Genomic DNA, 26,149 nt, shown 5'->3' with positions numbered 1-26,149 from the left:
TGAAATCAAATAGTTAAGAGGAGGGCGTGTGCAAATCCTGTGCACGCATGTTCTACTATTCTTTCGCTTTCGTTCTCACGACATTGCCGCCGACGCTCGCCGAAAACTGTCCCGTCCTGCATTGAAGCTTTGTCGGGATGCTGCTCTTGGCCGTCATGGTGTCACGGGAATGCCGAGTGGTTGGCGGTGTAGACGAACGCCTTGTTCGTCTTGCACATCCGTTTGCGACGGCGAGGGTCGCCGGAGGGGTTGTTGTGCATGAGCGTAGCCCTGCAGCGATCTAACTGAAGAATAAAGGATTTTGCAGGCCGACCATCAAGCGGGGGACGGAGAGTGGGGACGGTAGTGCACGCCAAATCGTGATCATCACGCCTGATCAGGCCCGGTCACCGGTGATCGTCCTGGCGCACGGCAGGACACCATGTTTCTCTTGTCCCATGCATCGAGTTCACCAATTGGATATAGGACCGCTTTCCCGATTTTGACGAAGGTGGGGCCAACGCGCATCGCTCGCCAGTTGCGAAGGGTACCGACGCTGATTGCGCCACGGTAGCGATCCGAGACTTCCTCCGGCGTCAGGTATTTTCGACCGTCCATAGCTGCTGCACTCCCGATCACGCGACCACGACTGCAGTAATTCACGGTACTGACCGCCCTCGGAAGTTGGATAGATAGTGGATAGTGCAAGAGAAGGCTAACGGCGGCGCAAAGGCATACCGTTCGCATCAACCCGAGATCCGGCCAAATATTTTCGACGGGATCCATCACGGGAAAATCAAGGATATGCCGGATATTGCCAAACATATCGTGGAGCAGAAGGCCGGCAACTTCGAGCCCGACAAGTGCGAAGATTGGTACCAAACGGCCTTGGTCGGCCTCATCAGCCAAAAGCACGCCGCCATATACTCCGAAGGAGCGTTGGCGTTGCGAGAACGTCGTCGATCTGATGGACGCGTGGCGCACAGCGACGGCTCCGTAGCGGCCGAGGCCAAGGCTCTTTAAGAAAAGAGCCAAGAAGCCGCGCAAGGCGACTGCCGGCCAAGCGGAGATGCTGATGCCGATCGCCGGCAAGAAGCCGGCGAAAGGAGCCACCGCAAATAAGCCGGCTGAAAGGTCACGACGAAAGTTAGCCTGATCCGCGCTACATCTTCTTCAAGTAGAGCAATTCATCTAGCCGGCATGCGGCCCGGTAGATGGCTCCGCGGCGAATGCTGCTTCGCGGGTCCGAGTCCTGAGCTCGATCCAGGCTGACCAAAAGCATCTTCCGGATGCTCTCGAGGTCCTTCAGCTTCACTGTAGTCGGGAGAGCCTGGACCGCTCCCGCGAAAAGGACGTCCTCATCGGTGTCGGCCGGCGCCTTGATCTCGCCCCGCGCTAGTTTCACGCGCAGGGCTTCGGCCTTCCCGGTTGACTGACGGAAGGCCGACTCCTTCCCCGAGAGCCGATCGACCAGCGCGTTGCGCGATGACGGATAGGTGGCGACCTGCTTGCGAAGACCCTCCGCCATCTCGGCGGCCGTCGATCGGGTTTGGTCGATGTAGAACCAAACCGGAAACCACTTTCGTTGCGAGTGAGCCTGGAAGTGGATGTACTGCATAGGCTCGGCGACCTTCTCGTTCCGTAGGAAGTTGCGGACGACCGCGTCGGGCGTGACGTTCTCGCGGATGACTTTCGTTCGCTCCCTCTCGACCTCTGAGACCGGCTCGACATCCCCGATCAGCCTGAGCGCCGGAGCGCCCTTCTTCTCGTCGAACTCGCCTTCGCGAACGAACTGGATGCTAGGAAGCAGTGATTTATCGATGAGGAATTTGCCGCTGGTGCCCGCGACCTCGCCGGAGTCCAGATCAATCGTTGCTTCTTTGCCTATCGCGACCCTATTCATGCGAGCGCTGAACTCGGCGACGGCCCGCTGCTCGCGCGCGGCGATGATCTGCCTCAGCTCGCCTGGCTTGATCAAGCGGGTCTCCCCGACGTAGCGGAAGTAAACGCCCCCTTCCTTGACGTCCTGACCGACGTTCTTGATGGCGATGACGGGGCCGAGGTCGTGCTTCTCCACGTATAGCACGCCGACCTGCTTGCCGCCGAGCTCGATGAGCCCCTTCGTCACGTGAGGGACGGGATCAAGGGCTCCCACCAGGACCCTGTTTAGGAGCGAGATGTCCGACGTCGCAAAGACGTCATCCGAGAGCCCCTGGGCCTGGAACGTCCCGTCCGTGACCCCGAACAGCAGGTAGCCTCCCTTGTTGTTTGCCAAGCCGGCTATCGCGCGTAGTGCCTTCGAGAAACGATCCTCCGGCTGAAGCCGGAATCCAGCCTTGCATTCGGTGCGATCGGTCTCGCCGCCGGCCAGGCGCCACACCCCGCCTTCGCGGATGAACATGGAGCGGAGAATGCGCAGGTCGACCGGAGAAGGAGCTGGGGGCGTCTTTGCCTCCAGATCCTTATAGGCCGACAGGAACGCCTCGAGTTCTTCGGGCAGCGCCTCCTCTACGGATGCCCCGTACTTGCCCTTCTTGATCTGCGTGATGCGTCCCGAACTGATCAACCGATCTGGCTTGTTAAAGTAAAAATGAATGACGTCATTTCGCCAGCCCTTCCGGAGCATCGCCTTCACCATGGCGATTTCTGCGTCGGATAAATTCCGCTGCTTGGCCATGCCGCTTCCCCCGACCCCGATCGCCATGCCCGCCGATGCAGACGATTCGCATAGATTACAACTGGTTGTCGGCGCTGCCGGAGGATGCGGGGCACGCGCAAGAGCTGACATCGCCGGGGAAAGCGATCGTCCTAACCCGCAGAGTCGGGCGAACACTCATGGCACGCAAAGCCGCGGCGTTTTCACCCAGCCAGGGTCAGAAGCGGCTGTCACAGGGCCAATCACGTATTGGTCCCCTTTCCCTACAACGTCAGACGCCAACTGGCGTGGGTGGTGAGACCGGAGATGGACCAACAGTTGACCTGACCGCCTGCGCAAATGGCGCTCCCTAAGGAGAAGAAGGGCGATTTGAGAAAATCACTCAAAAACAGGCACACTTCAGCCTGAATGCTTCGCCATTGCTACCACGCGGTACTACCACTAGCAACCTGTTCAAGACCGCGCGCGAAATCCCTCAAAGACGCCGATTATGTCCCTGAAGCTCTCTTCCGGTGTCGCGTGCGCTAAATAGAGTTGCTTCAAGCGCCCCACCTGCAGTCCGGCGTCGGAAGCAAATTTATTGAGAATGATCCGACCCGGCAGGTCGGCTCTCCAGACTGAGGTGTCTTGAGCAACGGCATTCGTAAGGCGTTCAAACTCTGACAGTACGAGAGAGTTCAGTAGGGTCTTATCTAAGCCGGTTTTAACACGCTCCACCTCGCTATCGAGCTTGCGCTCCATTAGGTTATATAATTCAGCTGCAGTCTTCGCCTCGATTGCTCCTTTCGGCATGACACTTACGTTCCCCACCCTTTCGCGCATCGCCGCTGTGACGTTCAAAGCAACGGCGTATGGGATCACGGTAGAGGCTATTGCTAAAATCCGACGCTTTATCTCTGCCACATCTCGTAGTCTTGAACCTTCAGGCTCGATTTGGGCAAATGCCTTCGCAAGCACGTCCTCATCTAGGAAATAATTCTCGAGATGATAGCGAGGTAGAACTTTGATACGGCTGGATTGAACACTATCGATTGCCTTCTGACCCAAAAGAGTTACGGCATCCCTGTCGCACAAGAGATAGAAGTCCACGCCCCAAATCGTCTTGTTGAGGACGTTTTCGTGCACATCCGCGAACGACCGTATCGTGTCTTTGCCTCCTGCTGGGACAAGAACAAATTCAGGAAACCGTCCCTTCAAAATTGCGCCATAAGTGAGTTTGTCTAAGCTCGCTTCCTGTCCCTCTACCAGCACCAACTTCTTGCCGAGAGATATCACGCCGATGGACTGCCCCAGCGCTTGTAGTGCGTGATGGGTTTGATCGTCGCGGTGAATGACCAGCGCTTGATTGCTGATCTCATCTCGCGGCTGCTTTACAAAGACCACTGTGTTTTCGAGGGATGCAGAGATGATTTCCGGCGAATGCGTCGAGAATAGAAACTGATTGCGCTTACCGATCGTGGATAGTGTCTGAAGCAGCTTGTAACTGAGCTCAGGATGAAGATGAAGCTCCGGCTCATCGAATAAGATCACGCAATCCTTCGGACCACGGAGAATAAAATCAAACGCAATGTTCACGACCTCCCGTTCGCCTGAACTCAAATTATCAAGGGGAAGCTTGCTTCCTTGTGTTTCGTAATAGATCTGCTGATCGCGCGTATTGACTTCGATCAATTGCTTTGGGGCGAGGAGCTGCCAGAAGGCATCTTTGAAGTCTTTGAGAACGTCCGGGATGGAGAGTGGCATTGACGCGGCGCCTGCTTTTTGAAGTGCGAACGCCTGCTCGGCGACCTGCCTCTTCTGTCCCTCGACCATCCTGAACAGGGAGTGCCGGACGTCGTTGTACCGATTGAACAGAGAGCCGAACGTAAGGTCCCAGCCGACCTCCTCCGTGAGGGGATTTCCGATGTCCCAACCGAAATTGTACTGCTGAACATTCCGCACCGCACGGTCGCTGTCGAAGTTTAGAAACGAGCTTTCATAACTGTTGCGCCGCTGGTTTCTCTGCAGTTGTGTTCGCAAGATCTGCGCGTCCTCTGGTACCCGCGTGTCAAGAAGGGGTTTCTTCCACGCGGATCGCTCTTTTTCGGAAGTCGCCTCGACGATCATCCAAGTGGTCTGGATGTGTTGTGGATCACGAGCAGAGCTTATAAGCGCAGTATTGATATGGGTCTTTCCAACGCCGTTTGGGCCAGCAAAAACTACAACATCGGCCAGCCCATCAACGAAAACGCGCTTTATCGGTCCAACGTTTTTTATCTCGAACGTTCTAATCCGCATTATTCTCGATCTCTCTGAAGGCTTAATCCATTGGGGCGCCGGCCGGCCCGAATAGGCGACAAGCTGCCGACTTGGGAAAGGGCACGGTGTCAGTGCACAGGCCAAGGTAGTGACGACGGAGTTCCTCGCCTAGCTCTTGCTGGCGCTGCCGACACGTTATTCACGGTATTCCTCAATGAAGGCGCATACCGTGCCAGTCGCAGGCTGTCCGACGTAGCTGAGCGTGGGCCAAAAAGAGCCCTCCGACGATGCCTTCGACCCTGCAGCACATTGGAAGTATCGAAGACTTATATAAATCTACAATGGTGATCCTGCCTCTTGACAGCGGTCCAACCAGGTCAATGTCCGATTCGGGTCAATCGCGTCGCCTCGGATCGGGTAGGATCGCTTCTGGTCTCCAACGGAAAGCTGACCTGTCGTGTTGCTTCGCATTTCTGATCAGTGCAGTCCCACAAGAAGCCATAAGCGCGTCGAAGCCAAAGAGCCGAGCCAGGCGAGGCCCGGTCAAGGCTGGTGAGCCGGCTTCGCCCGTCGTGCTTAGGTGCGAGCTCCAACTGGGGCTACGGTAGTCCGGCAGCGGTCTTCCATGCGCTCATGGCTAGGTCTGCCCAATTTTGCGAACCAGTTCGCTAGCCTACGATTAGTGCCATTCGGAATGTTGATCTCTTAGGCCTTTCTTCTTCTAGCAACACTCTGGGTGTTAGAGCAGTGCCATACTGCGATAAGTGAGCAGAACAACTTACGACCGCCGATTCTACGCCGCGGAGAGGCGCTTTTATCTTGCCATCGTGCCCGCCCTACGGTCGCTTCTCTCCAATCCCAGGCTGAACTGCGCTCAGACACCGCGCGGTGGCTGCACGAGTGGTGAGTCTCAGGCTGCATCTTTGCTGCATCTCCGGTCGGACCATTGCCATCCGAGCGCAGGGTCTTAGCGATCTATCGAGACAAACCAGAGTGATCGAACTGCATCGGCGATGCTGTTCGTCCGCAGATCTGAGATGGGCAGTCGGACTGCCCTTCAGCATCAATTCAACGCGCACCGGTCCAGCATCGAGGAAAGCTGGTGTTAAAGCCGCACGCAAATCGCCGATACGGCCGGCTCAGATCGAGTGTCGATCGGCGGCAGGTCGGCAGCAACAGCGCATCGTGGCCGTTAAGGGGAGGGCTGTAGCGCGCGACGTCGCGCAATTCGGCCGTTCCGCTTTGGCTTCGGACATGCCACCTTTGCACGACACCTGCGCGCAGGGCATGGCTCGCGAGGCTTGGTCCGCTTTCGCCAAGCGGCGGGCAGAATCGCCCACCATCTGGCACCACTACGCCCAGGGCCTCTCTGTATTTCTCTCCAAGGGGGCGAGCAGGAGGGATGACCGATCCCGGGCAGGGCAGGCAGCTCCCCGTTCCGGCCACTTTGGTCAGCGTCATCGCTTTGCAGCAGCCGGCCTTTCGCGTGCCTCCGATCGCGCGGGGCCGAGACGCAAGGAGTAGCATCTGATCATGACCGGGTCCGTTCCGCCCCATCCATTCGATGACATGGAGGCGCTGGCCTGGCTGCGCTCCCAGCCCAAGGGACACGTGACGGTCAGCGCCGCTGAGCTCGGACGCCAATGGGGCTGGAATAGGATGCGGACCAGTCGTCGCCTGAAAGCCTGGGAGCGCGGCGGCCTGATCAGTCGTAACGCTGAAGCGATCATTGTAACGGGGACCGTAACACCGACCGTTACAGATGGTACCGCTGGCGTTACGGACGCCGCCGGGGTCACAGGGACATCCGGAGCGGAGGAAGCCCATCGTTCCCCGAGACGCGTCAAGCTCGCTGCTTTGATTGTGGCTCTGGCGCTGGCTTGTGTATCGGCTGCCTTTTCCATCGACGGCCTGACCGCGATCTTTGCCGGAGCCTTCTGGCCTGTCATCATCATGGGCGCGGTGCTGGAGGCCGGAAAGCTCGTGGCGGCGGCTTGGCTGACGGAGCATTGGACGTCTGCGCCGTCCCTCCTGAGGTTCGTCCTCGTCCTGATGATTGGCGTGTTGATGGGCCTGAACGCCGTTGGCGTATTCGGCTTCCTCACCCGCGCTCACCTCGACCATATGGCATCCATAGATCTCACCCTTGCCGACAGAACCGCAGACGTCGAGGCCCGCCTCGGAATGCAGAGCCGAGTGGTCACCGACATTGACCGGCGCATTGCCCAGATCGACGCGGCCATCGACGAGGCGACGCGCCTTGGCCGGCCCGTCGGAGCGATGACGATTGCTGACCAGAGGCGTCGCGAACGTGCCGACATCGCGGCAGAACGCCAACGTGAGTCCCAGGCTCTCGCTAATCTACAGATCGAAAAAGCCAAGATTGACGCGAAACGCAGGCGTGCCGAGGCCGAGGTCGGGCCAATACGATATCTCGCCGAGCTGATTGGCATACCCGCCGCGGACTTTGAGCGAGCGGTCCGGCTGCTCACGCTGGCGCTTGTTGCCGTCCTTGATCCGATGGCAGTGGCGCTGCTGCTCGCTGCCGGAGTTCACGCCAGGCGCGCGGGTTCATTCTGACCGTTGCCGTTTCGTCTCCAAGCAAGCTCATCGCGCGATAGGGGCCTTGACCAAATCGGTGACCAGCAAACCTGATTCCGCGCAAACTTGCAGCTGAAGGCCAGAAGAACGAAGCAAGGAGTTTCTCACACCCTATGCACCTGTGGTGCTGACGCTTCGCGAGCCGGATGCGGCTATCTCATTGGGGTGAAACAAAAGATCCTGTTAAGCGGGGTTTACGGAAACAGGATCGAGCGAATACAGCATGGTCTCTAAGGATCAATAGACAAAGGTGGGTCAACAACTTGCAGGCGCTCGGACGCGTACCCGGGGGGCGTGCTGCAGGATCAATGGACGAAAGCGCGTTGGGTGATGCAGCCAGTTGCGGATCGAAAACCGCCCTGCCTGGCTTGAGAACAAAGGTGGCCCAATCTAAAAAGCTAAGCCGCGTTCCCTTGCCCGTATGCTCGCTTTCGATGGTGAACTGTCAGTTTGGGGCTATGGATGCAATCTGCTGGCCTATCCCCTGCATGACATGGGAGTTGGCGTTGATGTCCAAGATTTGCGTCTGCCTTTCCGGCGGCAGGACAACCACGGCGTTTTCAGGCTTTGAATGAAACCAGCTCATGCACCCCTCCACTGATTGTGGAGGGAATCGGCGGAAAGTCAGAAGTGCTTAACGGGGCATAAGAAAGAGGAGCTTCGTCATTTCCAGAACTTCAGCAGATCAGAAAGCTTCTCACTCTTGACAACAGACGCGGATACCAAGACGCCTAAGACAGCCGGAACCCCAAGGCATCCAAGCAAGTAGGTCCCAAGAGAGACGGCCGCGATTTTTCCGAATATGTCGACAAGCTCCGGATGGCTGTGGTCGAACGCTATAAGCCCATCTCGGAGAGACAACACGACCTCAGCCGCTTTGTCATAAGTTTTAGCGGCAATGAGCTGGGCCATCTGTCCAAAGCCTTGCTCCAGCTTCTGAAGCTCACCCCTGATGACGTGCTGGGTGTTGCCAGAGCCCGTATGGATCGCCGCCTCACGTGCTAATTCGGACGCGATGGTCTCGGCCAAGCGCCGGTAGAACTCCGGATTCTCGGCTAACTTCTCTGCTATACCAATGGGACTAAAGGGTGCACGAATAACCTCGGGGATGACGGTTACGGTCGCATCACTCGTAATAGGATCGAGCGCAATATTTGCTTGCGCATTGACGGCGGTTTGCAACGTGGCATTTGACGTCACGGGAGTCAGCTGACCGGCTTCTCCGACCCCGACGACACCGCGAAAGTTGGCGACATCACCTCCGCCAACCCGGCCTTCACCAGCCACGCCATGGAACGACGCTCGGTCACTGGGTTCCCCGCCTTGGTGTGGATTGGATTTCTTGTCGTCCATCGCATCGTACCCAGCCTTCGAAAAACTCTAGCCCAGTCGCTTACCTGAGATCTACAGGCTGGACTCTTCGTTCTTGTTTTGTTTCTATAGTGGCCTTCCATCTCAGGGCGGACAATGCCGGACATTGATTTTATCCGGGAAGAAATAGCGTGTATGCGCACCCACGTCGGCAGGCAGAGGAGAGAGATCTTTCTGCTTAAGCGAGCTGGCATACCCACGGCCTCGGCGGAGGTTCTCCTCCAGAGGATGCTGGACACCATCGATAACCTCTGTGCCGTGAGGGACAAGCTCAACGACAAGAAACCAGGCCATAACGCGGGCAGGGTTCTTGGAGGGCGACCATGGTGAGATACTTCAGCGATGAGCCCGAGCTGTCGCCATTCCTCAAGGCGCTGAACGACGTCCGAAACAAAGCGACGCGAGAGGGCTGGTGCTATGCACACGTCCAGGCGATCATTGTGTCGATCGACCAGTACGCCGAAGCCGCGACGGGAAATCGGGACTATTTCCTGAATAAGCCCCATTCAATCGGCGGGTCGCGAAAGGGTGACGTGCCTTGAATGATGATTTCGGCTGGGGTGGAGACCACGTTGGAAAGCTTATCGCGCTTCAAACCGCCATGCGAAAGCTCGCTGGTCAAGGAAAGCTGCGCGACCGTTACGATGCCGCGACTTTCGCGCTGGCGACATATCATGAACGGGACTTCCCTGAGCATCTTCGCCCAGCGTTCAATCGCATCATGGAGGCGAGACGCAAAGCGAGGGAAGATGTCAATGAGAACTACGCCTATTTTGCTTTTGATGCTCTGACGCCGACCGAGCGTAAGCAAGTCGTAGCCGACATCACCGCGCTTTACGAGGCTTGTTTGATCGACATTGGCCGTTCGTGGCCACAGTGGGACTTCATGTATCCCAAGGGGGATCTCCTGCCTAAACCGGTTCGGCGGCGGCGTAAGAAAAAAGAAACCTGATCCGCGCCTGCTTTCTCTCCACGGAGGGGGTGGCAGGACACACCAGTGCTCTAGAGGGCCGGACTGTCCTGCGATGAGAATCGGCCACGCTTCCATGGCTGGAGTGCGTGATACACGCCCGCGCACTTGGCGAGAATATAGTAGATTGTGTCATCGTCCTCTCTAAGGAGTTTGAACGCTTCGCGTAGCTCTATTCGGGTCGGCGGCATGGGTTCACCGTCGTCCAGCGAAGGTGCGAAAAACCACGGAAGCCGAGCGGCAGCGGTCGCGATGGGATTAGGAAGTTATGCGCCAGTGCGAGCGACCTGAGAACTGGCGAAAAACGGACGAGGGGATTAGAAAGCTGGTAGAAGCCAGGCTGTGGGGGGATCAAAATGCCTAAGTCGACGTTCACTCGAGTTCGCAAGAAGATCGATATCCTCAGACATGAAGCTGGCCACCTCGTCATCGCGAAATTGCTAGGTTTTGAAACCGGAGAGATTCGGTTTAGCCAGAAAGACGCGGGAGCCGGGGTAACTCTTGTCCCGGACTTGCGCGACATCGAGGCCATCAAACAATACGTAGCCAGACGCGTGGTCGTGCTCTACGCTGGCGTTGCAGCCGAAGCATTGCGCGGAGTAACGATCGATCAGCAACAGGCGTTGAAAGACTTTTCGTCTGAAGTCGGCATGAACGATTTTGCGAAGATCCGTGAGTTGTTGCTTTTGCTTGCGGGACTTGAGAGCGAGGATGACGACCGGCAAAAGCTTCTCGATAAGTACGTCGAACAATATGCCAACCGGACTGGCGAACTTGTACAGAAGCACGCTCTCACTATCCATGAGGTGGCGAAAGAGCTTGCCGCTCGCATTCCGGCTGCTGGTGGACATTTATCTCAGTCGCAAGTCGACGCCCTCTCTTCAGTGAAGAAGATTGAAGTTGGTAGCGAGCTCTGAGTAAGTCTAGCCCAGCGGATATACTTCGACCAGCTCGGCTCCTGGCTGTAAAGCGACTGGCGTCCTTGCCCGATCTACGTGCTGTGGCACGGATCGGCACGGTGAGCCCGCGAGTTGGGATGAGGTCGGGTGTCGGCAGAATTAACCTGGGGGGAGTAGGCCATAGTGCTGGAGCACCCATTTGGTGGCCGCTTGCTTTGCGACCTCGAATCCAGCTTTAGCGCCTTCCTTCGCGATGTATTTTCGCACATCGGCAAGCCAGCCTTTAGTCTTGGTTCCTATGATCTCCTGGCCTGAATCCCTATCCGCCTTCATAGCGGCTTGGAGAGCGAATATGCCTTCTTGCGTAACGCCAAGCTCCGCAAGAGCCTTTACGAGGCCTGCAGAGTCGCCCTCGGCCAAATTGGTCTGAGAAATCTGCGAGAAGTTCTGGGCGTGAGATGCGATAAGGATGTTCCCGCCCTAGATGTTGTTGACCACAGAGTGCTCTACGACGCTCTTCGGAACCTGAGAGGCATCCGTGCTATTGGCCGGTAACGCATCCTTCAATTCTTGAGCGAAAGCGTATGTCGCCTTCCGCCCGGACTGCCTCAAACGTGTCGGAGAGTCCTCGACCAGGTCGTGCGTGCGGCTCCCCGTTTGGGGAATGGTCGAGCGCAAACGAAGCGGCGTGAAGGTTGAGGCAAAGGACTGGTGCTGCCGGACAGGATTAAACTGTCGACCTCTCTCTTACCAAGGGAGCGCTTCAGAGCGCAGCGATAAAACTTACCTAAGCCACGTAGGCTATGCGGAGCCTCGAACAGCAATTTGAGGTGGTTGCAGGTCCCCGCAACCACCAGATCCCAAAGCCAGGTTTGAGCGCGCAGAAGCCTGAAGGCGCGGGCGGTATGCTTGTGCCGGCAAGATTTAGGCGAATGACTGGATAAGATATCGCAAGTTTGGTTGGTGTGGGGAAAGGCGGTAGCGTTCCAGCGCATTGACCCCCCGACTGAGGAGCCGCTCTCGCCACGCTCACCCGTTGGGGTCTCTATGGCCACCTTCCGTCTGCTGTTTTCCGACTTATGGCATCTCGGATGCTTAAGGGCGTGCTTGCGACGTTGCATATCGCTTCAACGAGCAGACGCACCGCTCGTCCTTCCCAACCTATTTGATCGATTGGGGCTTCCCAGTACTCCGACAGAACGTAGGCCAAGTGACGGGCCTTCACACTCAAGCCCGTCATCGTATAGGCGGGGGTCCCCATGATGGCTCGTTCAACGGGATCGAGGCGGGCCAGGAGGGCCTCATCCCGCGCCGTCAAGTACTCGTCGGACTGCTTGCGGTTTTCACCGTCACGATCGAGTTCAGCTATCAACGCCAAGAACTGGTTTTCGAAGGCGACCAAAGGAGCGTCTAGGTCTCCGATCGCTTCCTCGAGGCTGGTGCCTTCGACATGATCACGCATTTGTTCAGCTCGGTACACGGAAACCGACAATTTTACACGGTTAGCGTTTATATTCGCGGATGTCAACGCTTTTCGTGGCTGTTAAACGAAAAGCGTGTTCCCATGAAATGGCGGTTGAATGACTCCCGATCAATCTCGGGCGGCTCGTGGTTTGCTCGACTGGTCTCAGGCTGAATTGGCTGCTCGGTCCAATTTGAGCGAGAGTACAATTCGTGATTTCGAAAAAGGCCGCCGGATTCCGTCAATCAACAATTTGGCGGCCGTCAGGCGCGCTCTGGAGGCCGCGGGCGTTCATTTCATCGACGGCGATCATCCTGGAGTTCGTTTGGTGCGATGAGAGGTTGCTTCACGCGTTGGCACTCACTTACAGCTCAGGACGATTGCCGCGCCATGAAGGGCTGCCTCTGAAGCCAAGCCTGAATTTAGACGGCTGACGACTTCGGCTGCTTCGTTCTGAATCGTGCTCTAACCTGTTGAAGTTCAGAACCGGCGACTTTTGGCACACGTCAAATAGCCCAAGATCGCGGCTCCTAACTGTTGGGTCGCAGGTGCGCCGACCTGCAGCATGTTTTCAGCAGAGTGACTATCTCCAGCCTGCGGGTGAGAAGCGATCTTCGGGCCGCTATAATTCGGACAATCCAGAAAAGCTACTACAGTTCAATCGCGCCTGGAGCTAACTCTTGTCCGAACACCCCTTGAAAGTATTCAACTGTCGAAACCCTTCCAAGCTGAATACGAGGGTTCGATTCTCTTCCCACTCCAGTTTGAGCTCTTCACTTGTCCAGTGTTCTCGGCGCCTGTCAGGCAACCCGCACTGAACGGATGGAGTGGAGTGTTTCTGGCTTTAGGTGTGTGTAGCGGCGCAGCATTTTCCAATCCTTGTGCCCGGTGACAAGTGCGACCTGTTCGATGGAAAATCCAGCTTCGAAAAGGCGACTCGTGCCTTCGTGACGCAAATCGTGAAAATGAAGGTCATCGGTCCTCAATTGCTGGCACTGACGACGAAATGCTGTTCCAACGGATCGTCCGTTGTAAGGAAAAATTCGACCTTCGCGAGTATTCGAGAACCGACCTTGCTCCTCAATGATCTTGCATGCGTCATAGCCTGTTACATCCAGCAGGGGCCCCAATGCCGTCGCCCGGGGCATTCTCTTTGCGCTTGAGCAGCCGTTCGAAGTCGATGTTGGCAGCATAGTCATACGGCCGACAGCGCAAGACTGAAGCAAGGCGCTTGCGTTCCGGCTGAGACACCCTTGCTTGACATGACATTTTGTATTTCTCCGGTCCCTCAAATCACCATTCTTGACATCAAGTTAGCTAGCTGACATTATATGTTAGATGGCTAACAAAAGCAATGATCACGGGCCTTTTTCGGTAGGGGCGTGGGCAAAGCGCTGCTTTTTCGCGGGGCGTGCGATGATGGAAGACGCGCTGAGGCCGCATGGGATCGGCGCTACTCAATGGTATGTCCTGCATCAGTTGGCCCAAGTGGGACCGACGATGCAGCGCGAACTGGTGCGCTTGCTTGAAATTGAACGGGCGACGCTGAGTACCATTGTCGCGACGCTTGTCCGCAAGGGGTTGGTTGAACAGGTCGCTGACGAGGTTGATCAACGCCAGAAACTTCTGCGCCTAACCCCAGCGGGAAGAAGGCTGTGGGGAAAGTTGCCCGATCTGGGCTTTATCCATGAGGCGGCATTTGGCGGTTTTTCCGAGGCTGACCTTGCAACGACCGCGCGCGTGCTGAAAGTCGCGACCGAGCGCCTCAATCAACGAATGAAGGCATAGAAATCATGACAGTTCTCATAACCGGAGCAACCGGCCTGGTAGGCGAACGCCTGCTGCCGCGTCTGATGGAAGCGGGCGAGGATTGCCGGGTCTTGGTTCGTCGTGGCAAGAACAGCCCAGCTGGCACGACATCCGTTGAAGGGGACCTCCTTGAGCCTGAATCGCTGGCGGAGGCCGCCACCGGCGTCTCGGCAGTCATCCACCTTGCGGCAGTGTTTCGCACGCAAGACGCCGACCTGATTTGGCGAAGCAATCTGGGCGGTACACGCAGCCTCATCGCTACGGTGCAGGCCCATGCTCCATATGCGCGCTTCATTATGGCGAGCACCTCGAACGTCTATAACGAGAATAGTCCTCAGCCCAGCCGTGAGAGCGACAGGGTTGAGCCGGATCTTGCCTACCCGGCAAGTAAGGTCGCGGCCGAGGCGCTGCTCCGCGACAGCGGGCTGAACTGGGCGATTCTACGGTTCCCGTTTGTGTATGGTGACGGTGATGGCCACCTCGATATGCTTCCCAAGCATATGGCGGCGTTCGGATTCCACCCCGCCAATCGCATGAGCACCATCCATCACCGCGACATCGCGACTGCCATGAAGCTGGCGCTCGCGGGTGTATTCGATGGCCGCATCGTCAATATTGCCGACGAAGCGCCCACCACAATCTACGAGTTGGTCGGTCTCGCCGGCGCAAGGATGGAGGCTTCAGCCGAGCCGATGAAGAACCCCTGGCATCTGCACATCGATGCGTCGCTGGCGCGTGGCCTCGGTTTCCAACCCACCGTGCGCACGGTCTACCAAGCGGTACAAGAAGGCCTCCTTTGAGTTGCCCAATTGATAAGGGTTGGAGGGGCGTAGCTCTGGCGGAGGGAGAGCAGTAGATGCACGAGGCAGTGCCAACCTTCAGAAGTCGACTACGTATTGAACGAGTCCGTAGTCCCTTTTGATCAAGAGCTTGCCAGTTAGATCAGCTCCATGTCGGACTTGTTCTTTATGAGTCCCGGCCGCTGGTTCCGTCATCTATCTCCGCCAACAACCTAGAGGCACGGACGAGGTCTTGCGCGCCAAACCCTTCAGTAAACTCCCCAAAAATCGGAGCGAGCAATTGGACTGCGTCTTTCTCGCGGCCTGTCGTCGCCCAATGAGCCGCGAGGTCGGTGGCGGTTCGAAGTGCGAAAGTCAACGCGCCGGTAGCGCGAGCGTCGGCAAGCGCCTGATTGAACAGCTTTTCAGCGCGGTCAGTTTCGCCTGCGTGGAGAAGGATCGATGCATTGACACGAAGGAGTTCCGAGCGACACCAGCGTTCGCCTTGGCGTTCCTGATAATCGATCGCTCGCCTGATGGCGTCCCGCGCTTTCGCGACCCGTCCCTGCCGCAGGTATGCACGAGCGAGGAAAGCCAGATAGCTGCCGATCCGCATCAAGAAGCGGCATTCTATCAGTTCATCGATCGCAACCCGAATATCCTCCACCGCCCGCCGATCGCCGCGCAAGTTGCGCAGGCAGGCGGAGAAATAGCGCTCGACTGAAACCCAGCGAGAGATGCGCTCTCGTTCCAGGTTGCGACGCAAACGTTCTGTGAAGAACGCGAGCGCGTCAAGATCGCCAATTTCAAGCGAGATGGGAAGAGCGGCCAGCCCAAGTGCGTTCGACTGCGACACCCAATGGCCGCCGCGGTCTGCAGCATCCACGGCGTCGCGAGCCAGCTTGGCGGCGTAGTCGGCCTGCCCCTGCATCCACGCGACGAAGGGCAGGTTGAAGCGGACGGTGATGAAGCGGTAGACCTCATTTGCATCCTTGCGCGAACGTCCCTGGGCCAGCGAATGGGTTGACGCGAGACGATCGAGAACCGGGCGGCTTTTGCTCAATTCGCCTGCGAAGGCGTGGGCCCAGGCCAAGGCCCTGTCGGCTTCGGATGTGGCCGTCGAATCGCGGTCCCGGCCGGCCAGCGAGGTGGCCTGCTCAAGATAGGTTATGGCACGTGCGATTTCTCCGATCTGGAGCAGGTAGAACGCGAAACCTACCAGCGCGCGCTGCTGATAATCGACGTTGCCGGCGCGTGTCGCGAATGCGATGGCATCAAGCCAAGCGACCTCGTTCTCATTCGAACTCTTGCGAGCGTAGAACAGGCTCCAGCCGAGGGCACAGGCGAGCTTCGCTTTTGACAGATCGTCGCATGGGACGCGCTTGGCCAAGGCGAGTGCGACCTCCAGCCGCGCCTGCGCCTCCGACAGGATGGAGGTTTCCGACCAGAGAGTGATGGCCGCAACCGCAAGCCTGATGCCGAGCATGGGATCGCCTTGCTCGCCGAACGACCATGAGAGTGCGCTTCTCAGATCGGCAATGCGGCCGAGATAGCGCTCGGTCCAATCGGCCGGCTCGCGCCAATTCCACTCCTCCTCCGACTGCTCGAACAGCGCTATCATGCGTTCCGCATGCCGGCGCATCGCCGAGCCGCACGCCGGGTCGCCCCGACACCGCTCGGCAGCGTAGCGGCGTGTACTGTCGAGCAGCCGGTATCGCAGGCTCGAGCCTCGGGCCTGCGCACTCAACAGTGATTTGGCGACGAGACTCCCGAGTGCGGTCACAACGTCGATTGGCGTGAGCCCCGCCGCGTTCGCCACGAAGACCGCGTCATCGTGCTCGAATCCGTCACTGAACACCGACAATACCGCGAACAACCTGGCTTCCTTCTGCGAAAGCAGCCGGTAGCTCCACTCAATCGTAGCCATGAGAGTTTCATGGCGGGGCAACGAGGCGATCCCGGCCGCGGTAAAACCAAGCTTATGATCGAGATTGAGCAATAGCTCCTGCGGAGTAAATCTGCCGATCTGGGCTGCAGCCAATTCGATGGCCAATGGAAGTCCGTCCAACGAATGGCAGATCGCGGCTATTGCATTGCAATCTTCGTCGACGAACTCGTAATCCGACCATTCGGTGGCGCGTCGGACGAACAACTCCACCGCCGGGAATCTGACAGCCTGATCGGCCGACAGTCCAAGACCGAAGCTGGGAAATGAGAGAGAGCCAAGCCGAACGACATGCTCAATGGTGGTGCCGAGCGGCTCGCGGCTCGTGGCAAGCAGCCTGGATGGCGATGTGTCCGTCATGAACTTGCTGGCAAAGATCGTAGCAGCGGGCAGCACATGCTCGCAATTGTCGAGAATGAGCAGCATTTGCCGCGGCCTCAGAAAGTCGAGGACAGCAGCCAGACCAATGTCCGTATTGCCTCGGATACCGAGCGCCGTCACTAGCGCCGCGCCGAACAGGGTAGGATCGGAGATTGTCGCGAGATCGACGAAGCAGACGCCGTCGTGATATCTTGAAGCGTACGCCTGTGCGACGGCTAGGGCGACGGTTGTCTTCCCGATCCCCCCGGTGCCGGCCAGGGTTACAAGTCTGTCCTCGGCGAGTAGATCGGCGATGGCGGTGATATCGGCTTCCCGGCCGACGATGCCGCGCGGCAATGGCGGGTGCGCAAGCGGGGGCGGATCGGCTGGCGTCGGCTCGTCCTGGACATCGCCGATCCCGACCCGGACATCGGCGATGAATTTGTACCCGCGCCGTGCGACGGTCGCAATGTAGATGGGCTCGATCTGGGTGTCTCCCAGCGAGCGGCGCAAGCTCCACATATTGACCTTGAGATTGCTGTCATGAACGAACGTGCCGGGCCAGGCGGCCGCCGTCAGGTCGTTCTTGCTGACGAGCTCGCCACGGCGCTGCACCAGCAGCCGCAAGAGCTCGAAGGCGCGTCCGCCGAGTTTGACGGGGCGGTCGTCGAGGAGAAGCAGCTGACGGCCGGGGACCAGTCGAAAAGGACCGAAGCTGAACGTCAACTCCTGTCGGGGGGCGCCCCGTTTCTTTGTGGCGGTCCGCATTGAGCAAAGCCAATCAGTCGATGAGATCGACCGGTATTATCATGGCCTCCAGAGTTGTTAAAGCGAACCATTTGCAATTGCACGAGTGCAGCGTGGAATTCCTCGCCTGAGGCGCTTCTGGCTACTTTTTTGGCATGCTGCGAACGGCTATGCGCAGAGGCCGATGCCTCATCATCGAGTTGTGGAGACTTGGCGAAGCACGCTTTCGAATTGCACTTAAGTGGGGAAGCGGAGTTGCGGGGGGGGAAGCGCTTCTTCCTTAAGCGCGCCGCGCGATTCTCGGCAATGCCTGGGCGGATCGCGCCGGAAATGACAGCTGCCACTACCTTGGTTCGCCGGCGCGAACCGCAGCAGACCCGTCGCCTTGGCAGCAAATGAAAATGTAATCGGCTTCATAGCTGGCCCTGATCCTTGGCGACATGGCCGTTTGCTAGACTCTCGAGCGCGCGTGATCAGTTGCGATTCCTTTAACTCCCGCGACGACGATCGCATCTTGCTCATCTGCGGTGAGAGGGCGGCTTCCAGGCAGCGCGATACGCGAGTGCAACCTGTTGTCGCTCGCTTTTAACTCTTTTTAACCGTGCCACCTCTGGACTTCGCTGTCGCTCCTTGTGAGAATCTGAGTATGCGCGTTGCAGCTGGCCGGGGCTGCACTCATTGACCAGGCGGAATGATCGTTCTCTCGCGATGGGAGGGGGAAATTACCGCAACTTGCGGGGTCTTGATGGCACTCGTGACTTATGGAGATCAGAAGTGCCGAAACACCGACAAGCTCGCAGCGGCCAACGACTGACCAGGGCTGAGCATAGAACATCGTAAGCTTGAAGCAGGATGCCAGGCGACGCCGGTTCCCATCTGCACCGAGCTGGTGATGCTGCTGTCAGTCGGCTGGATGGTGTGTCGAACAGGCAACGGTGAAATCCAGAAGAGCCTGACGCGCCCTGGCATGAGCTACCTCGTCCCATCTGGGACGCGGGATAGTCATATCGAGCTTCCGGACCGGACGGAGCGTCTCCATCTCTAAATTCCGCCCGCGCTCCTCGACCAGAGCGCGCTTGCGGATTCCGATATCGATCCGGTGAAGATCGAAATCGCCTATGCTCACGGTTTGACGGGCCGGGTGCACTTCCTCATTTGCTCACCGCCTCTGGATCTGCTTCATCGTCCGCGACAGTCGGCTGACGCGCTGTTCGGGAAAGGGATTCAAGTCGCGCTCGCGGCGCACATTTGGGGCAACTATACAATTGATCGCCGGCGTTCGCCAGACAGGCTCCGTCGCTCGATCCAAGGCGACTGCAGCGCGTGCTCAGGCCTGTCCCAGCCCCGATCATTTCTGCCGGCTGTTTCGCGAAGCGACCGGATTGTCAGCGCACCGATACGTAACTGATCGGCGCGTTCAGGCTGCGCGGCACGAACTCGCGCGCAGCCGAGTCTCCCTGGTGGAAATTGCCCTTGAATTCGGTTTTGGCTCGCAAGCGAACGTCACGCGCCTCTTCTGTAAGGCCGCAGACCTCACTCCGGGGCAGTATCTCGAATTGTGCAGCGACCAGATCCAGGCAAATGCCGATGGGCCCGATTCGAATGACCGCAGGGATTGCTCATGATCCCGCAGGATTCGCAAATACGGTTCTGGGGCCCGGCGATAACGTCATTGCGACATCTCACTTTTGCAGCTCTCCAGAAGGCCGATCATGACCCAGCACGTCCTGTTTATCGTCAGCAACGCGGCAGTGATCGGCCCGCAGAATCGCAAGACGGGCTTCTTTTTCGCCGAGGTTGCGCATCCGTTCGATGTTCTTGACAAGGCAGGCATCGCGGTCGAGTTCGCTTCCTTGAGAGGTGGATGGACGCCCTATGACGCCTACGACGAGAAAGATCCTGCGCAAAAAGCCTTCCTTGAAAGCAAGGCTTTTCGCCGTCTCAATCGCAGCCGCAAGCTGGCCGAGGTGGATGCTGCGGATTTTGATGCGATCCTGGTGCCAGGCGGACTTGGGCCGATGGTCGATATCCAGCGAAATCCTACCGTTCATGATGCGGTCGTGCGTGCATGGAGCACGGGAAAAATCGTGACGGCCGTTTGTCACGGTCCATGCGCGCTTCTCGGAGTAGACCTTGGCGACGGTAAGCCTTTCGTGCAGGGAAGGAAGCTGACTTCGTTCTCGAAGAAAGAAGAGTACGACTACGCACGTGAAGATGTTCCTTATGAGCTTGAAGATGCTTTGAGGGCCGAGGGCGCTGAATATACGTCTGTAGAAAACTGGCAGCCGCACGTCGTCGTCGATGGGCGCCTGATCACCGGGCAGAATCCTGCGTCAGCCGGGCCTCTGGCAAAGGAGCTGCTGGCGGCACTCAGAAGCAGCCAAGTCTAGCCTGGCCGCCTCGGAGGCCGCAGTCACGAAAAAGGTCGGTTGTACAATGCCGTCAAAGATTACAGCCATTCTGGTTGCCTACCCTGGCAAAAGCCTTGAGCTTAGAGATCTGCTTGTCGGAATGGCGCCGCATTGCAGAGCCGAGCCCGGAAATCTGCGTTGGGACATTTGGCGCGACCGGGAGGACGATCATCGTTACGTCCTTGACGAACTCTATCTGGACGGCGCTGCTGTCGAAGCGCATCGCAATTCACAGCATTATCAGGAGTACCTGGCCAAGGCTCCCAAATTGGCCGAGCGCACGGCAGTCGTCGCGGAGGCCTTGGATGTCAGATAATCGTTGCCTTCGACATATTGGCAATGTCGCTGAGCTTCAGTTGCCACAGCGCGAGACGGCCGGTTCGTAAGGGTTGCGCACGCAATTGCGCTTCTGTCACGAATTGCGAAGACGACAGATCGGTAGACTGACGAGGCGATGTTGATCGCACTCGACTACCGCGAAATAACCTGGTGCACGACCGAAGGAGTTGCGATGCGTCTGTCCTGCACGATTGCCATCGGCTTGATCATGGCGAGTGCCCATCCATCGTTCGGGGAACCCACGGCGTCCGATTGCGGACCGGGCGCGTCCGCTCATCGCTTGCCGATACCTGGCCGCGCAGCGGGCTCTTCAACGGTTCACTACCGCACGGCCGCTATCAACGGCGTGAACGTGTTCTACCGGGAGGCTGGGCCGACAGATGGGCCGGTCGCTCTGCTTTTGCATGGCTTTCCGTCGTCCTCGCATATGTTTCGCGATTTGATCCCGAAGCTGGCCCACAGATATCATGTCATTGCGCCGGACTATCCTGGCTTCGGGCAGAGCGACGCTCCAGACCGCAGCCGATTCTCCTATTCGTTTGCGAACTATGCCGAGATGATCGATGTGTTGCTGGATCAACTCGGTGCAAAGCGCTACGCCATGTACGTCATGGATTACGGGGCGCCGGTCGGCTACCGGCTCGCCCTCAAACATCCAGAGCGTGTGACTGCCCTCATCGTTCAAAACGGCAACGCCTACGAAGAGGGTTTGCGAGACGCTTGGGAGCCGATCAAGGCGTATTGGAAGGAAGGCACGGAGGAGCGGAGGAATGCGCTTTCGTTCCTCGTCTCGGCCGCATCGACGAAGTTCCTGTACACCGACGGCGTACGCGATCCGACTCGCATCAGCCCTGATAATTGGGTCAATGACCAGGCACTCCTGGATCGCCCGGGCAACAAGGATATTCAGCTCGACCTGCTGTACGACCACGCGACCAACGTCCCGCTCTATCCGGCCTTCCAGGCGTTTTTCCGCGAACGTAAACCGCCCGCCCTGATCCTCTGGGGCAAGAACGACAAAGTCTTCGCTGAAGCAGGCGCGCACGCCTATCTGCGCGATTTGCCGGAAGCCGAGTTGCACTTGCTCGACACCGGCCACTTCGCACTCGAGGACCAAATCGACGTGATGGCGCCACTGATCAACGACTTTCTCGATCAAGTTAACAAATGACGCTGATGCAAGACGTTCGCACGAAGCCAACGCTGGCTGATTTGTTATTCCACTCCACAAGACGAAGGGAAATCATATGAAGTATCTGGCACCGTTGCTGGCGCTCTCCGCGCTTGTCATGACGTCAACATCCTCGGGAGCTCAGCAGCAGAAAGCGACATCCGTCGTCCTCGTCCACGGAGCGTTCGTCGATGGCTCAGGCTGGCAAGCGGTCTACGATCTTCTCAAGAAGGACGGCTACGAAGTATTGGTGGTCCAGAATCCGACCATCACACTCGAAGGCGACGTCGCCGCCACAGAGGCAGTGATCGCAGCAGCCAAGTATCCTGTCGTGCTGGTAGGCCACTCCTATGGCGGCATGGTGATCACGCAGGCTGGCGAAAATCCGAAGGTCAAGAGCTTGGCTTACATCGCAGCTTTCGCGCCGGATACGGGCGAATCGGCCGCATCGCTGAATTCGTGGCCAGCAGAGCCCGGCGAGGTTAAGGCACCACTGCTGCCCCCGCAGAACGGCTATCTACTGGTCGATCCCGCGAAGTTCCCGACGTCCTTTGCAGCGGATTCGCCCGTGGCTCTCACCGAGTTCATGGCGGCCGCGCAAGTGCCATGGGGATTGCACGCCGTTGAAGCGAAGGTCACAAAGGTGGGCTGGAAGGCAAAACCAAGTGTTTTCCTGATCCCGTCGCAAGACCGCATGATAACTCCAAGTTCGCAAAGAAAGATGGCCAAGCGAAGCGGCGCGCGAGTGGAAGAGATAAGCAGCAGCCATGCAGTGATGCTGTCCCATCCGCGGGAGGTCGCCGCATTCATCGAGTCTGCCGACCGATGATCGAAGCGGAATAGATCATCTTTCGTTGCGACCCGCAGTGAATTCCGCTGCGGGTCGTCGATTGCGGGAGCACGCAGCCAAGCCGTCAAGGGAACAAAGCGATCACTGGAATCCCACCAAGCGCGTCGGAAAACAATTGCCGGATCATGGCGGCTCAGCGGCTCGTTGGGATCGTTGGGCTTGTCGATCCTACAATGTCATCTCGCCGGCTCGCCGCAGGAGGTGCGACGCTCTCACGAGGTCCTGCATAGCGAACCCTTCCCGGTACTGCCGGCAGACAGGCGACAGGATGAAATTGGCCTTTCCTGGATAGCCAGTCTCGAGATGATGCGCCGCAAGCTCGCTGGCGGCGCGCAGTTCGAATGACAGCGCCCCGATGCTGCGGGCCTCGTCGATCGCGGCTAGGAGGGAGACGCTCGGCGCGATCAGGCTGCCCAGAGACGCGATGATTGAGGGCCCGGAGTCGCATCAGCTTTGCCCGCGCCTGCGCCACCACGGAGTAGGCGCCAATCGGAATGGCCGCATAGCTCGGCGACGAGGCCTGCTAGGCGGAAGCGGCCGGGCCCGTCAGTAGCGCGAAGCATGGTCGAGCATTCGATATCGGCGGCATTGTTCACAGCGTCGGTCATCTGCAATCTCCTCGAGGTCAACAGGCAGTGTTGCGGCCGAGAGAGAGCCGGGACCGGCCGCAACTTGCTGTGCTCCGCTCTGAGGCCGGTCAGTTCGTCTCCGGGACCGGAGCATCCGGATGGATGAGGCAGGCGGCGCGAAGCTCGCTCCAGAACGCGGTAGGAATAACTTCCGCGAGCGCGGCATGATCGGCCGCGATACGGTCGGGGCGGCTTGCTCCGGGAATGACAGCCGCAACTGCCGGATTGGCGAGAGCGAACTGCAGGCCGGCCGCTTTCATGCTGATGCGATGGCGATCGGCGATGGCCTTGATGCGCGCCACCTTCTCGATGATCTCGGGCGGAGCCGGCGCGTATTCGAAGTTCGGACCGCCGACGAGCGCCCCGGAACTATAGGGGCCGCCGACGATGAGTCCGAGCTCGTGCTCGGCCACCATTGGCATCAGCCGCTGCAACGCCTGGGCATGGTCGAGCAGCGTGTAGCGGCCTGCCAGCAGGCAGCCATTGGGCCGCGGCGCATCTAGCGCGAGCAGCAGTTCGATCGGCTCGACCCGGTTGACGCCGAGCCCCCATGCCCTGATCACGCCCTCGTCGCGCAGCCGGTCGAGCACCTTGAATGCGCCCTTGCGCGCGGTATCGAACACGCCGAGCCACTCGTCGCCGTAGAAGTCCTGCGCGACGTCGTGAACGAAGACGATGTCGATGCGGTCCAGGCGCAGCCGCTTCAGGCTGTCCTCGATCGAGCGCAGCGTCGCATCGGCCGTGTAGTCGTTGACGATCCTGTTGGGACGTCCATGCTTGAACACGCCGCCCTTCTCGCCGAGGTCACGCGCGTTCACGTCCTCGATCTCGTCGAGGATCAGACGGCCCACCTTGGTGCTGATCACATAGTCAGCCCGCGGCCGCCCAGCGAGCGCCGCACCCAGGCGCAACTCGGCGAGCCCAGCGCCGTAGAACGGGGCGGTGTCGAAATAGCGGATGCCGCTGTCCCATGCGGCGCTGACCGTCGCCAGGGCTTCGTCTTCCGGAATGTCGCGGAACATGTTGCCGAGCGGTGCGGCGCCGAATCCCAGTTTGCCGGGCAGGATGGTCTTCAGTGACATGCTCTCGTCTCCTTAGACGTGGCTGATTGGCTCAGCCGTTCCTACGGCGGATGAGCGCGGACATATTCTCGGTTTCTGCGCGATGACGGACCGATCTTGCTGATTGCTGCGCAGCCTCAACAATCGTCCGAGGGGACTGGGGTCGCCAGCAAGCCTCTGTGTTTACTGCGATTTACCTCTTTTAACCGCGCGCTCCCTGGACTTTGCCTGCGCTGTCGCGAACAAGTGGCAGGTCAGTGGGGACGACCGGCAGCGTTAGTCGAGATACCCCCGGATCGAGCGGAGGCCACAATGCCGCTCCCCACGCATGGGGACGAGAAATATCGGAACAGTGAGAAGCTCGCGGAAGCCAAGGACTGGCAACACCTCGGCATCGAGCATCGCAAGTTCGCGGCCGGTCGTCAGGAGACGCCCGTTCCAATCTGTAACGAGCTCGTGCTGCTGCTGTCCGGCGGAGGCATCGTCTCGCGCACCGGCAATGGCGAAACACAAACCAGTCTCGCCCGGCCGGGGATGACCTATCTCGTTCCGGTCGGCACGCAGGAGAGCCATCTCGAACTGTCGGACCGGATGGAGTGCCTGCATCTCTATCTTCCCCCCGCGCTTCTCGATCAAAGCGCGCTCGCCGATTTCGACGTCGACCCGGACAAAATTGAGATCGCCTATGCCGACGGCCTTGCAGACCAGGTGATCTTCCAGATCTGCTCGCCGCTGCGCGATCTGTTGTATCGGCCGCGCCAGCCGACCGATGCGTTGTTCGTCGAGGGCATCCAGACCGCGCTCGCGGCCCATCTCATCGGTTGCTATACGATCGATCGCTGGCGGCCGCCCGAGAGATCGCCTTCGCTTGATCCGCGCCGGCTGCAACGCGTGATCGACTTCATCGAAGCTTCGCTCGGCGCCGACATCCGGCTCGACGAACTTGCCGCCCAGGCCTGTCTCAGCCCGTTCCATTTCTCGCGCCTGTTTCGCGAGGCGACCGGCCTGTCGCCGCATCGCTACGTCACCGATCGCCGAGTCCAGGCGGCACGGCATGAACTGGCGCACAACGACGCGACGCTGGTCCAGATCGCGCTCGACTTCGGCTTCGGATCGCAAGCCAATTTCACGCGTGTCTTCCGCAAGGCTACCGGCCTGACACCCGGACAATATCGCGAGTTGTGCTGCGGCTCCTCGCAGGCAAAGCAGGGTCGTCGCGCACTCGATCGGCGCACGGATTGTCCATAATACCGCAGGATTCGCCAATACCGTCGCGTCCCCATGCGGCAGACTACATGCGTCAGCTTCGCCGAGCTAACTGCCGGCCGCATCCCGATGCGGCTGCTCCTGTAACCGTTGGCTTCAGACCGCAAGCGCGGCAGGCATCTGATAGGAGGATTCATCGACATGATCGAGTTCACGGTCAACGGAACCAAGCGCCAGGTCGACGTCACTCCCGACATGCCTTTGCTTTGGGTGCTCAGGGATGAGCTCGGGATCACCAGTGCCAAATATGGTTGCGGCGTCGCGCAGTGCGGCGCGTGCACGGTTCACATCGATGGCTTGGCGGTCCGCTCCTGTCAGGCGCGGATCGGCGATCTGGCCGGAAAGTCGGTCGTCACGCTCGACGGCGTCGACGGACGCGATCAGCATCCGGTGGTGCAGGCATGGATCGAGCATCAGGTGCCGCAATGCGGCTACTGCCAGACCGGGCAGATCATGCAGGCGATCTCGCTGCTGGACCTGATCCCAAAGCCGACCGACGAACAGATCGAACAGGTCATGTCCGGCAATCTTTGCCGCTGCGGCACCTATCCTCGTATTCGAGCCGCGATTCATACGGCGGCCGCAAAGAAGATGGCGGAGAAGTAA

23 protein-coding genes and 1 tRNA gene are annotated in these 26,149 nt (G+C 58.8%); 14 read left to right on the top strand and 10 right to left on the bottom strand.

Annotated elements, in window-relative coordinates:
• Positions 1–366: 366 nt before the first annotated feature.
• From QX128_RS15690 to QX128_RS15680, 3 genes are all read right to left on the bottom strand, one after another.
• A complete protein-coding gene (locus tag QX128_RS15690) occupies positions 367–597 on the bottom strand; it encodes a helix-turn-helix domain-containing protein (protein WP_316237944.1) in 231 nt (76 codons plus the stop codon).
• 544 nt (positions 598–1,141) lie between these two features.
• Positions 1,142–2,656, bottom strand: coding sequence for an ATP-binding protein (locus QX128_RS15685; protein WP_316237882.1), 1,515 nt, complete (start codon positions 2,654–2,656; stop codon positions 1,142–1,144).
• Positions 2,657–3,088: 432 nt separating this feature from the next.
• Positions 3,089–4,912 (bottom strand): AAA family ATPase, encoded by a 1,824-nt coding sequence (locus QX128_RS15680; RefSeq protein WP_316237881.1) that lies wholly within the window; start codon positions 4,910–4,912, stop codon positions 3,089–3,091.
• A 1,494-nt stretch (positions 4,913–6,406) separates the two neighbouring features.
• Between QX128_RS15680 and QX128_RS15675 the strand changes: the two genes are divergently transcribed.
• Positions 6,407–7,453 carry a hypothetical protein gene (locus tag QX128_RS15675; RefSeq protein WP_316237880.1) on the top strand — a complete coding sequence of 349 codons (1,047 nt, stop codon included), beginning with the start codon at positions 6,407–6,409 and terminating at the stop codon, positions 7,451–7,453.
• 466 nt (positions 7,454–7,919) lie between these two features.
• Here QX128_RS15675 and QX128_RS15670 read toward each other — a convergent pair whose 3' ends face one another.
• On the bottom strand, positions 7,920–8,060 hold the full coding sequence (locus QX128_RS15670) for a hypothetical protein (RefSeq protein ID WP_316187962.1): 141 nt from the start codon (positions 8,058–8,060) through the stop codon (positions 7,920–7,922).
• Between the two features lie 77 nt (positions 8,061–8,137).
• The gene (locus QX128_RS15665) at positions 8,138–8,827 is read right to left on the bottom strand and encodes a hypothetical protein (RefSeq protein ID WP_316237879.1); all 690 of its coding nucleotides are present in this window, start codon (positions 8,825–8,827) and stop codon (positions 8,138–8,140) included.
• 341 nt (positions 8,828–9,168) lie between these two features.
• Between QX128_RS15665 and QX128_RS15660 the strand changes: the two genes are divergently transcribed.
• The 3 genes from QX128_RS15660 to QX128_RS15650 all read left to right on the top strand — a co-directional run bounded on the left by QX128_RS15660 (position 9,169) and on the right by QX128_RS15650 (position 10,732).
• A complete protein-coding gene (locus tag QX128_RS15660; RefSeq protein WP_316237878.1) occupies positions 9,169–9,387 on the top strand; it encodes a hypothetical protein in 219 nt (72 codons plus the stop codon).
• Complete coding sequence (locus QX128_RS15655; protein ID WP_316237877.1) at positions 9,384–9,797, top strand: hypothetical protein; 414 nt, start codon at positions 9,384–9,386, stop codon at positions 9,795–9,797. Before QX128_RS15660 ends, QX128_RS15655 begins: the two co-directional genes overlap by 4 nt.
• Positions 9,798–10,171: 374 nt before the next feature.
• Positions 10,172–10,732 (top strand): hypothetical protein, encoded by a 561-nt coding sequence (locus tag QX128_RS15650; RefSeq protein ID WP_316237876.1) that lies wholly within the window; start codon positions 10,172–10,174, stop codon positions 10,730–10,732.
• Between the two features lie 691 nt (positions 10,733–11,423).
• Here the strand turns inward: QX128_RS15650 and QX128_RS15645 are convergent.
• Positions 11,424–11,510 (bottom strand) — tRNA-Thr (locus QX128_RS15645).
• Positions 11,511–11,759: 249 nt separating this feature from the next.
• Complete coding sequence (locus tag QX128_RS15640) at positions 11,760–12,176, bottom strand: hypothetical protein (RefSeq protein WP_316237875.1); 417 nt, start codon at positions 12,174–12,176, stop codon at positions 11,760–11,762.
• Positions 12,177–12,294: 118 nt separating this feature from the next.
• Here QX128_RS15640 and QX128_RS15635 point away from each other — a divergent pair, with 118 nt between their 5' ends.
• Entirely contained in the window at positions 12,295–12,513 is a 219-nt protein-coding gene (locus tag QX128_RS15635; protein ID WP_315718625.1) for a helix-turn-helix transcriptional regulator, read from the top strand.
• 463 nt (positions 12,514–12,976) lie between these two features.
• Here the strand turns inward: QX128_RS15635 and QX128_RS15630 are convergent, their stop codons facing one another.
• Positions 12,977–13,324 (bottom strand): tyrosine-type recombinase/integrase, encoded by a 348-nt coding sequence (locus QX128_RS15630; RefSeq protein WP_316237874.1) that lies wholly within the window; start codon positions 13,322–13,324, stop codon positions 12,977–12,979.
• 190 nt (positions 13,325–13,514) lie between these two features.
• Here QX128_RS15630 and QX128_RS15625 point away from each other — a divergent pair, with 190 nt between their 5' ends.
• Both QX128_RS15625 and QX128_RS15620 read left to right on the top strand, forming a co-directional pair.
• Positions 13,515–13,964, top strand: coding sequence for a MarR family transcriptional regulator (locus QX128_RS15625; RefSeq protein ID WP_316169126.1), 450 nt, complete (start codon positions 13,515–13,517; stop codon positions 13,962–13,964).
• 5 nt (positions 13,965–13,969) lie between these two features.
• Positions 13,970–14,785 carry an NAD(P)-dependent oxidoreductase gene (locus tag QX128_RS15620; RefSeq protein ID WP_315720780.1) on the top strand — a complete coding sequence of 272 codons (816 nt, stop codon included), beginning with the start codon at positions 13,970–13,972 and terminating at the stop codon, positions 14,783–14,785.
• Positions 14,786–14,951: 166 nt separating this feature from the next.
• Here QX128_RS15620 and QX128_RS15615 read toward each other — a convergent pair whose 3' ends face one another.
• Entirely contained in the window at positions 14,952–17,795 is a 2,844-nt protein-coding gene (locus QX128_RS15615; RefSeq protein WP_316237873.1) for an ATP-binding protein, read from the bottom strand.
• A gap of 1,286 nt (positions 17,796–19,081) precedes the next feature.
• Between QX128_RS15615 and QX128_RS15610 the strand changes: the two genes are divergently transcribed.
• The 5 genes from QX128_RS15610 (at position 19,082) to QX128_RS15590 (ending at position 22,566) form a co-directional block, all read left to right on the top strand.
• Positions 19,082–19,441, top strand: coding sequence for a helix-turn-helix transcriptional regulator (locus QX128_RS15610; protein WP_316237872.1), 360 nt, complete (start codon positions 19,082–19,084; stop codon positions 19,439–19,441).
• Between the two features lie 87 nt (positions 19,442–19,528).
• Entirely contained in the window at positions 19,529–20,206 is a 678-nt protein-coding gene (locus QX128_RS15605; protein WP_315720777.1) for a type 1 glutamine amidotransferase domain-containing protein, read from the top strand.
• 46 nt (positions 20,207–20,252) lie between these two features.
• Positions 20,253–20,543 carry a putative quinol monooxygenase gene (locus QX128_RS15600; RefSeq protein ID WP_315720776.1) on the top strand — a complete coding sequence of 97 codons (291 nt, stop codon included), beginning with the start codon at positions 20,253–20,255 and terminating at the stop codon, positions 20,541–20,543.
• A gap of 231 nt (positions 20,544–20,774) precedes the next feature.
• Positions 20,775–21,737 carry an alpha/beta fold hydrolase gene (locus QX128_RS15595; RefSeq protein WP_410053156.1) on the top strand — a complete coding sequence of 321 codons (963 nt, stop codon included), beginning with the start codon at positions 20,775–20,777 and terminating at the stop codon, positions 21,735–21,737.
• 118 nt (positions 21,738–21,855) lie between these two features.
• A complete protein-coding gene (locus QX128_RS15590; protein ID WP_409998792.1) occupies positions 21,856–22,566 on the top strand; it encodes an alpha/beta hydrolase in 711 nt (236 codons plus the stop codon).
• Between the two features lie 718 nt (positions 22,567–23,284).
• On the opposite strand, the gene QX128_RS15585 is transcribed toward QX128_RS15590, so the two are convergent.
• Positions 23,285–24,298: an aldo/keto reductase gene (locus QX128_RS15585; protein ID WP_315720774.1), complete on the bottom strand. Its 1,014-nt coding sequence runs from the start codon at positions 24,296–24,298 to the stop codon at positions 23,285–23,287.
• A gap of 291 nt (positions 24,299–24,589) precedes the next feature.
• Between QX128_RS15585 and QX128_RS15580 the strand changes: the two genes are divergently transcribed.
• Positions 24,590–25,525, top strand: coding sequence for a helix-turn-helix domain-containing protein (locus QX128_RS15580; protein WP_410053155.1), 936 nt, complete (start codon positions 24,590–24,592; stop codon positions 25,523–25,525).
• Positions 25,526–25,684: 159 nt separating this feature from the next.
• Entirely contained in the window at positions 25,685–26,149 is a 465-nt protein-coding gene (locus tag QX128_RS15575; protein ID WP_316237870.1) for a (2Fe-2S)-binding protein, read from the top strand.

Origin of the sequence: Bradyrhizobium sp. SZCCHNR1015 (genome assembly GCF_032489875.1) — a bacterium.
Taxonomy (GTDB): Bacteria; Pseudomonadota; Alphaproteobacteria; order Rhizobiales; family Xanthobacteraceae; genus Bradyrhizobium.
Note: the sequence above shows the minus strand (reverse complement) of the source record. Positions and strands in the feature narration are given on the sequence as shown.

Coding starts and splice junctions, on each gene's coding strand:
- QX128_RS15575 (WP_316237870.1), top strand. CDS start 25,685: ATGATCGAGTTCACGGTCAACGGAACCAAGCGCCAGGTCGACGTCACT.
- QX128_RS15635 (WP_315718625.1), top strand. CDS start 12,295: ATGACTCCCGATCAATCTCGGGCGGCTCGTGGTTTGCTCGACTGGTCT.
- QX128_RS15690 (WP_316237944.1), bottom strand. CDS start 597: ATGGACGGTCGAAAATACCTGACGCCGGAGGAAGTCTCGGATCGCTAC.
- QX128_RS15665 (WP_316237879.1), bottom strand. CDS start 8,827: ATGGACGACAAGAAATCCAATCCACACCAAGGCGGGGAACCCAGTGAC.
- QX128_RS15675 (WP_316237880.1), top strand. CDS start 6,407: ATGACCGGGTCCGTTCCGCCCCATCCATTCGATGACATGGAGGCGCTG.
- QX128_RS15625 (WP_316169126.1), top strand. CDS start 13,515: ATGGCTAACAAAAGCAATGATCACGGGCCTTTTTCGGTAGGGGCGTGG.
- QX128_RS15670 (WP_316187962.1), bottom strand. CDS start 8,060: ATGAGCTGGTTTCATTCAAAGCCTGAAAACGCCGTGGTTGTCCTGCCG.
- QX128_RS15630 (WP_316237874.1), bottom strand. CDS start 13,324: ATGCCCCGGGCGACGGCATTGGGGCCCCTGCTGGATGTAACAGGCTAT.
- QX128_RS15590 (WP_409998792.1), top strand. CDS start 21,856: ATGACGTCAACATCCTCGGGAGCTCAGCAGCAGAAAGCGACATCCGTC.
- QX128_RS15685 (WP_316237882.1), bottom strand. CDS start 2,656: ATGGCCAAGCAGCGGAATTTATCCGACGCAGAAATCGCCATGGTGAAG.
- QX128_RS15585 (WP_315720774.1), bottom strand. CDS start 24,298: ATGTCACTGAAGACCATCCTGCCCGGCAAACTGGGATTCGGCGCCGCA.
- QX128_RS15580 (WP_410053155.1), top strand. CDS start 24,590: ATGCCGCTCCCCACGCATGGGGACGAGAAATATCGGAACAGTGAGAAG.
- QX128_RS15650 (WP_316237876.1), top strand. CDS start 10,172: ATGCCTAAGTCGACGTTCACTCGAGTTCGCAAGAAGATCGATATCCTC.
- QX128_RS15595 (WP_410053156.1), top strand. CDS start 20,775: ATGGCGAGTGCCCATCCATCGTTCGGGGAACCCACGGCGTCCGATTGC.
- QX128_RS15600 (WP_315720776.1), top strand. CDS start 20,253: ATGCCGTCAAAGATTACAGCCATTCTGGTTGCCTACCCTGGCAAAAGC.
- QX128_RS15640 (WP_316237875.1), bottom strand. CDS start 12,176: ATGCGTGATCATGTCGAAGGCACCAGCCTCGAGGAAGCGATCGGAGAC.
- QX128_RS15605 (WP_315720777.1), top strand. CDS start 19,529: ATGACCCAGCACGTCCTGTTTATCGTCAGCAACGCGGCAGTGATCGGC.
- QX128_RS15620 (WP_315720780.1), top strand. CDS start 13,970: ATGACAGTTCTCATAACCGGAGCAACCGGCCTGGTAGGCGAACGCCTG.
- QX128_RS15680 (WP_316237881.1), bottom strand. CDS start 4,912: ATGCGGATTAGAACGTTCGAGATAAAAAACGTTGGACCGATAAAGCGC.
- QX128_RS15660 (WP_316237878.1), top strand. CDS start 9,169: ATGGTGAGATACTTCAGCGATGAGCCCGAGCTGTCGCCATTCCTCAAG.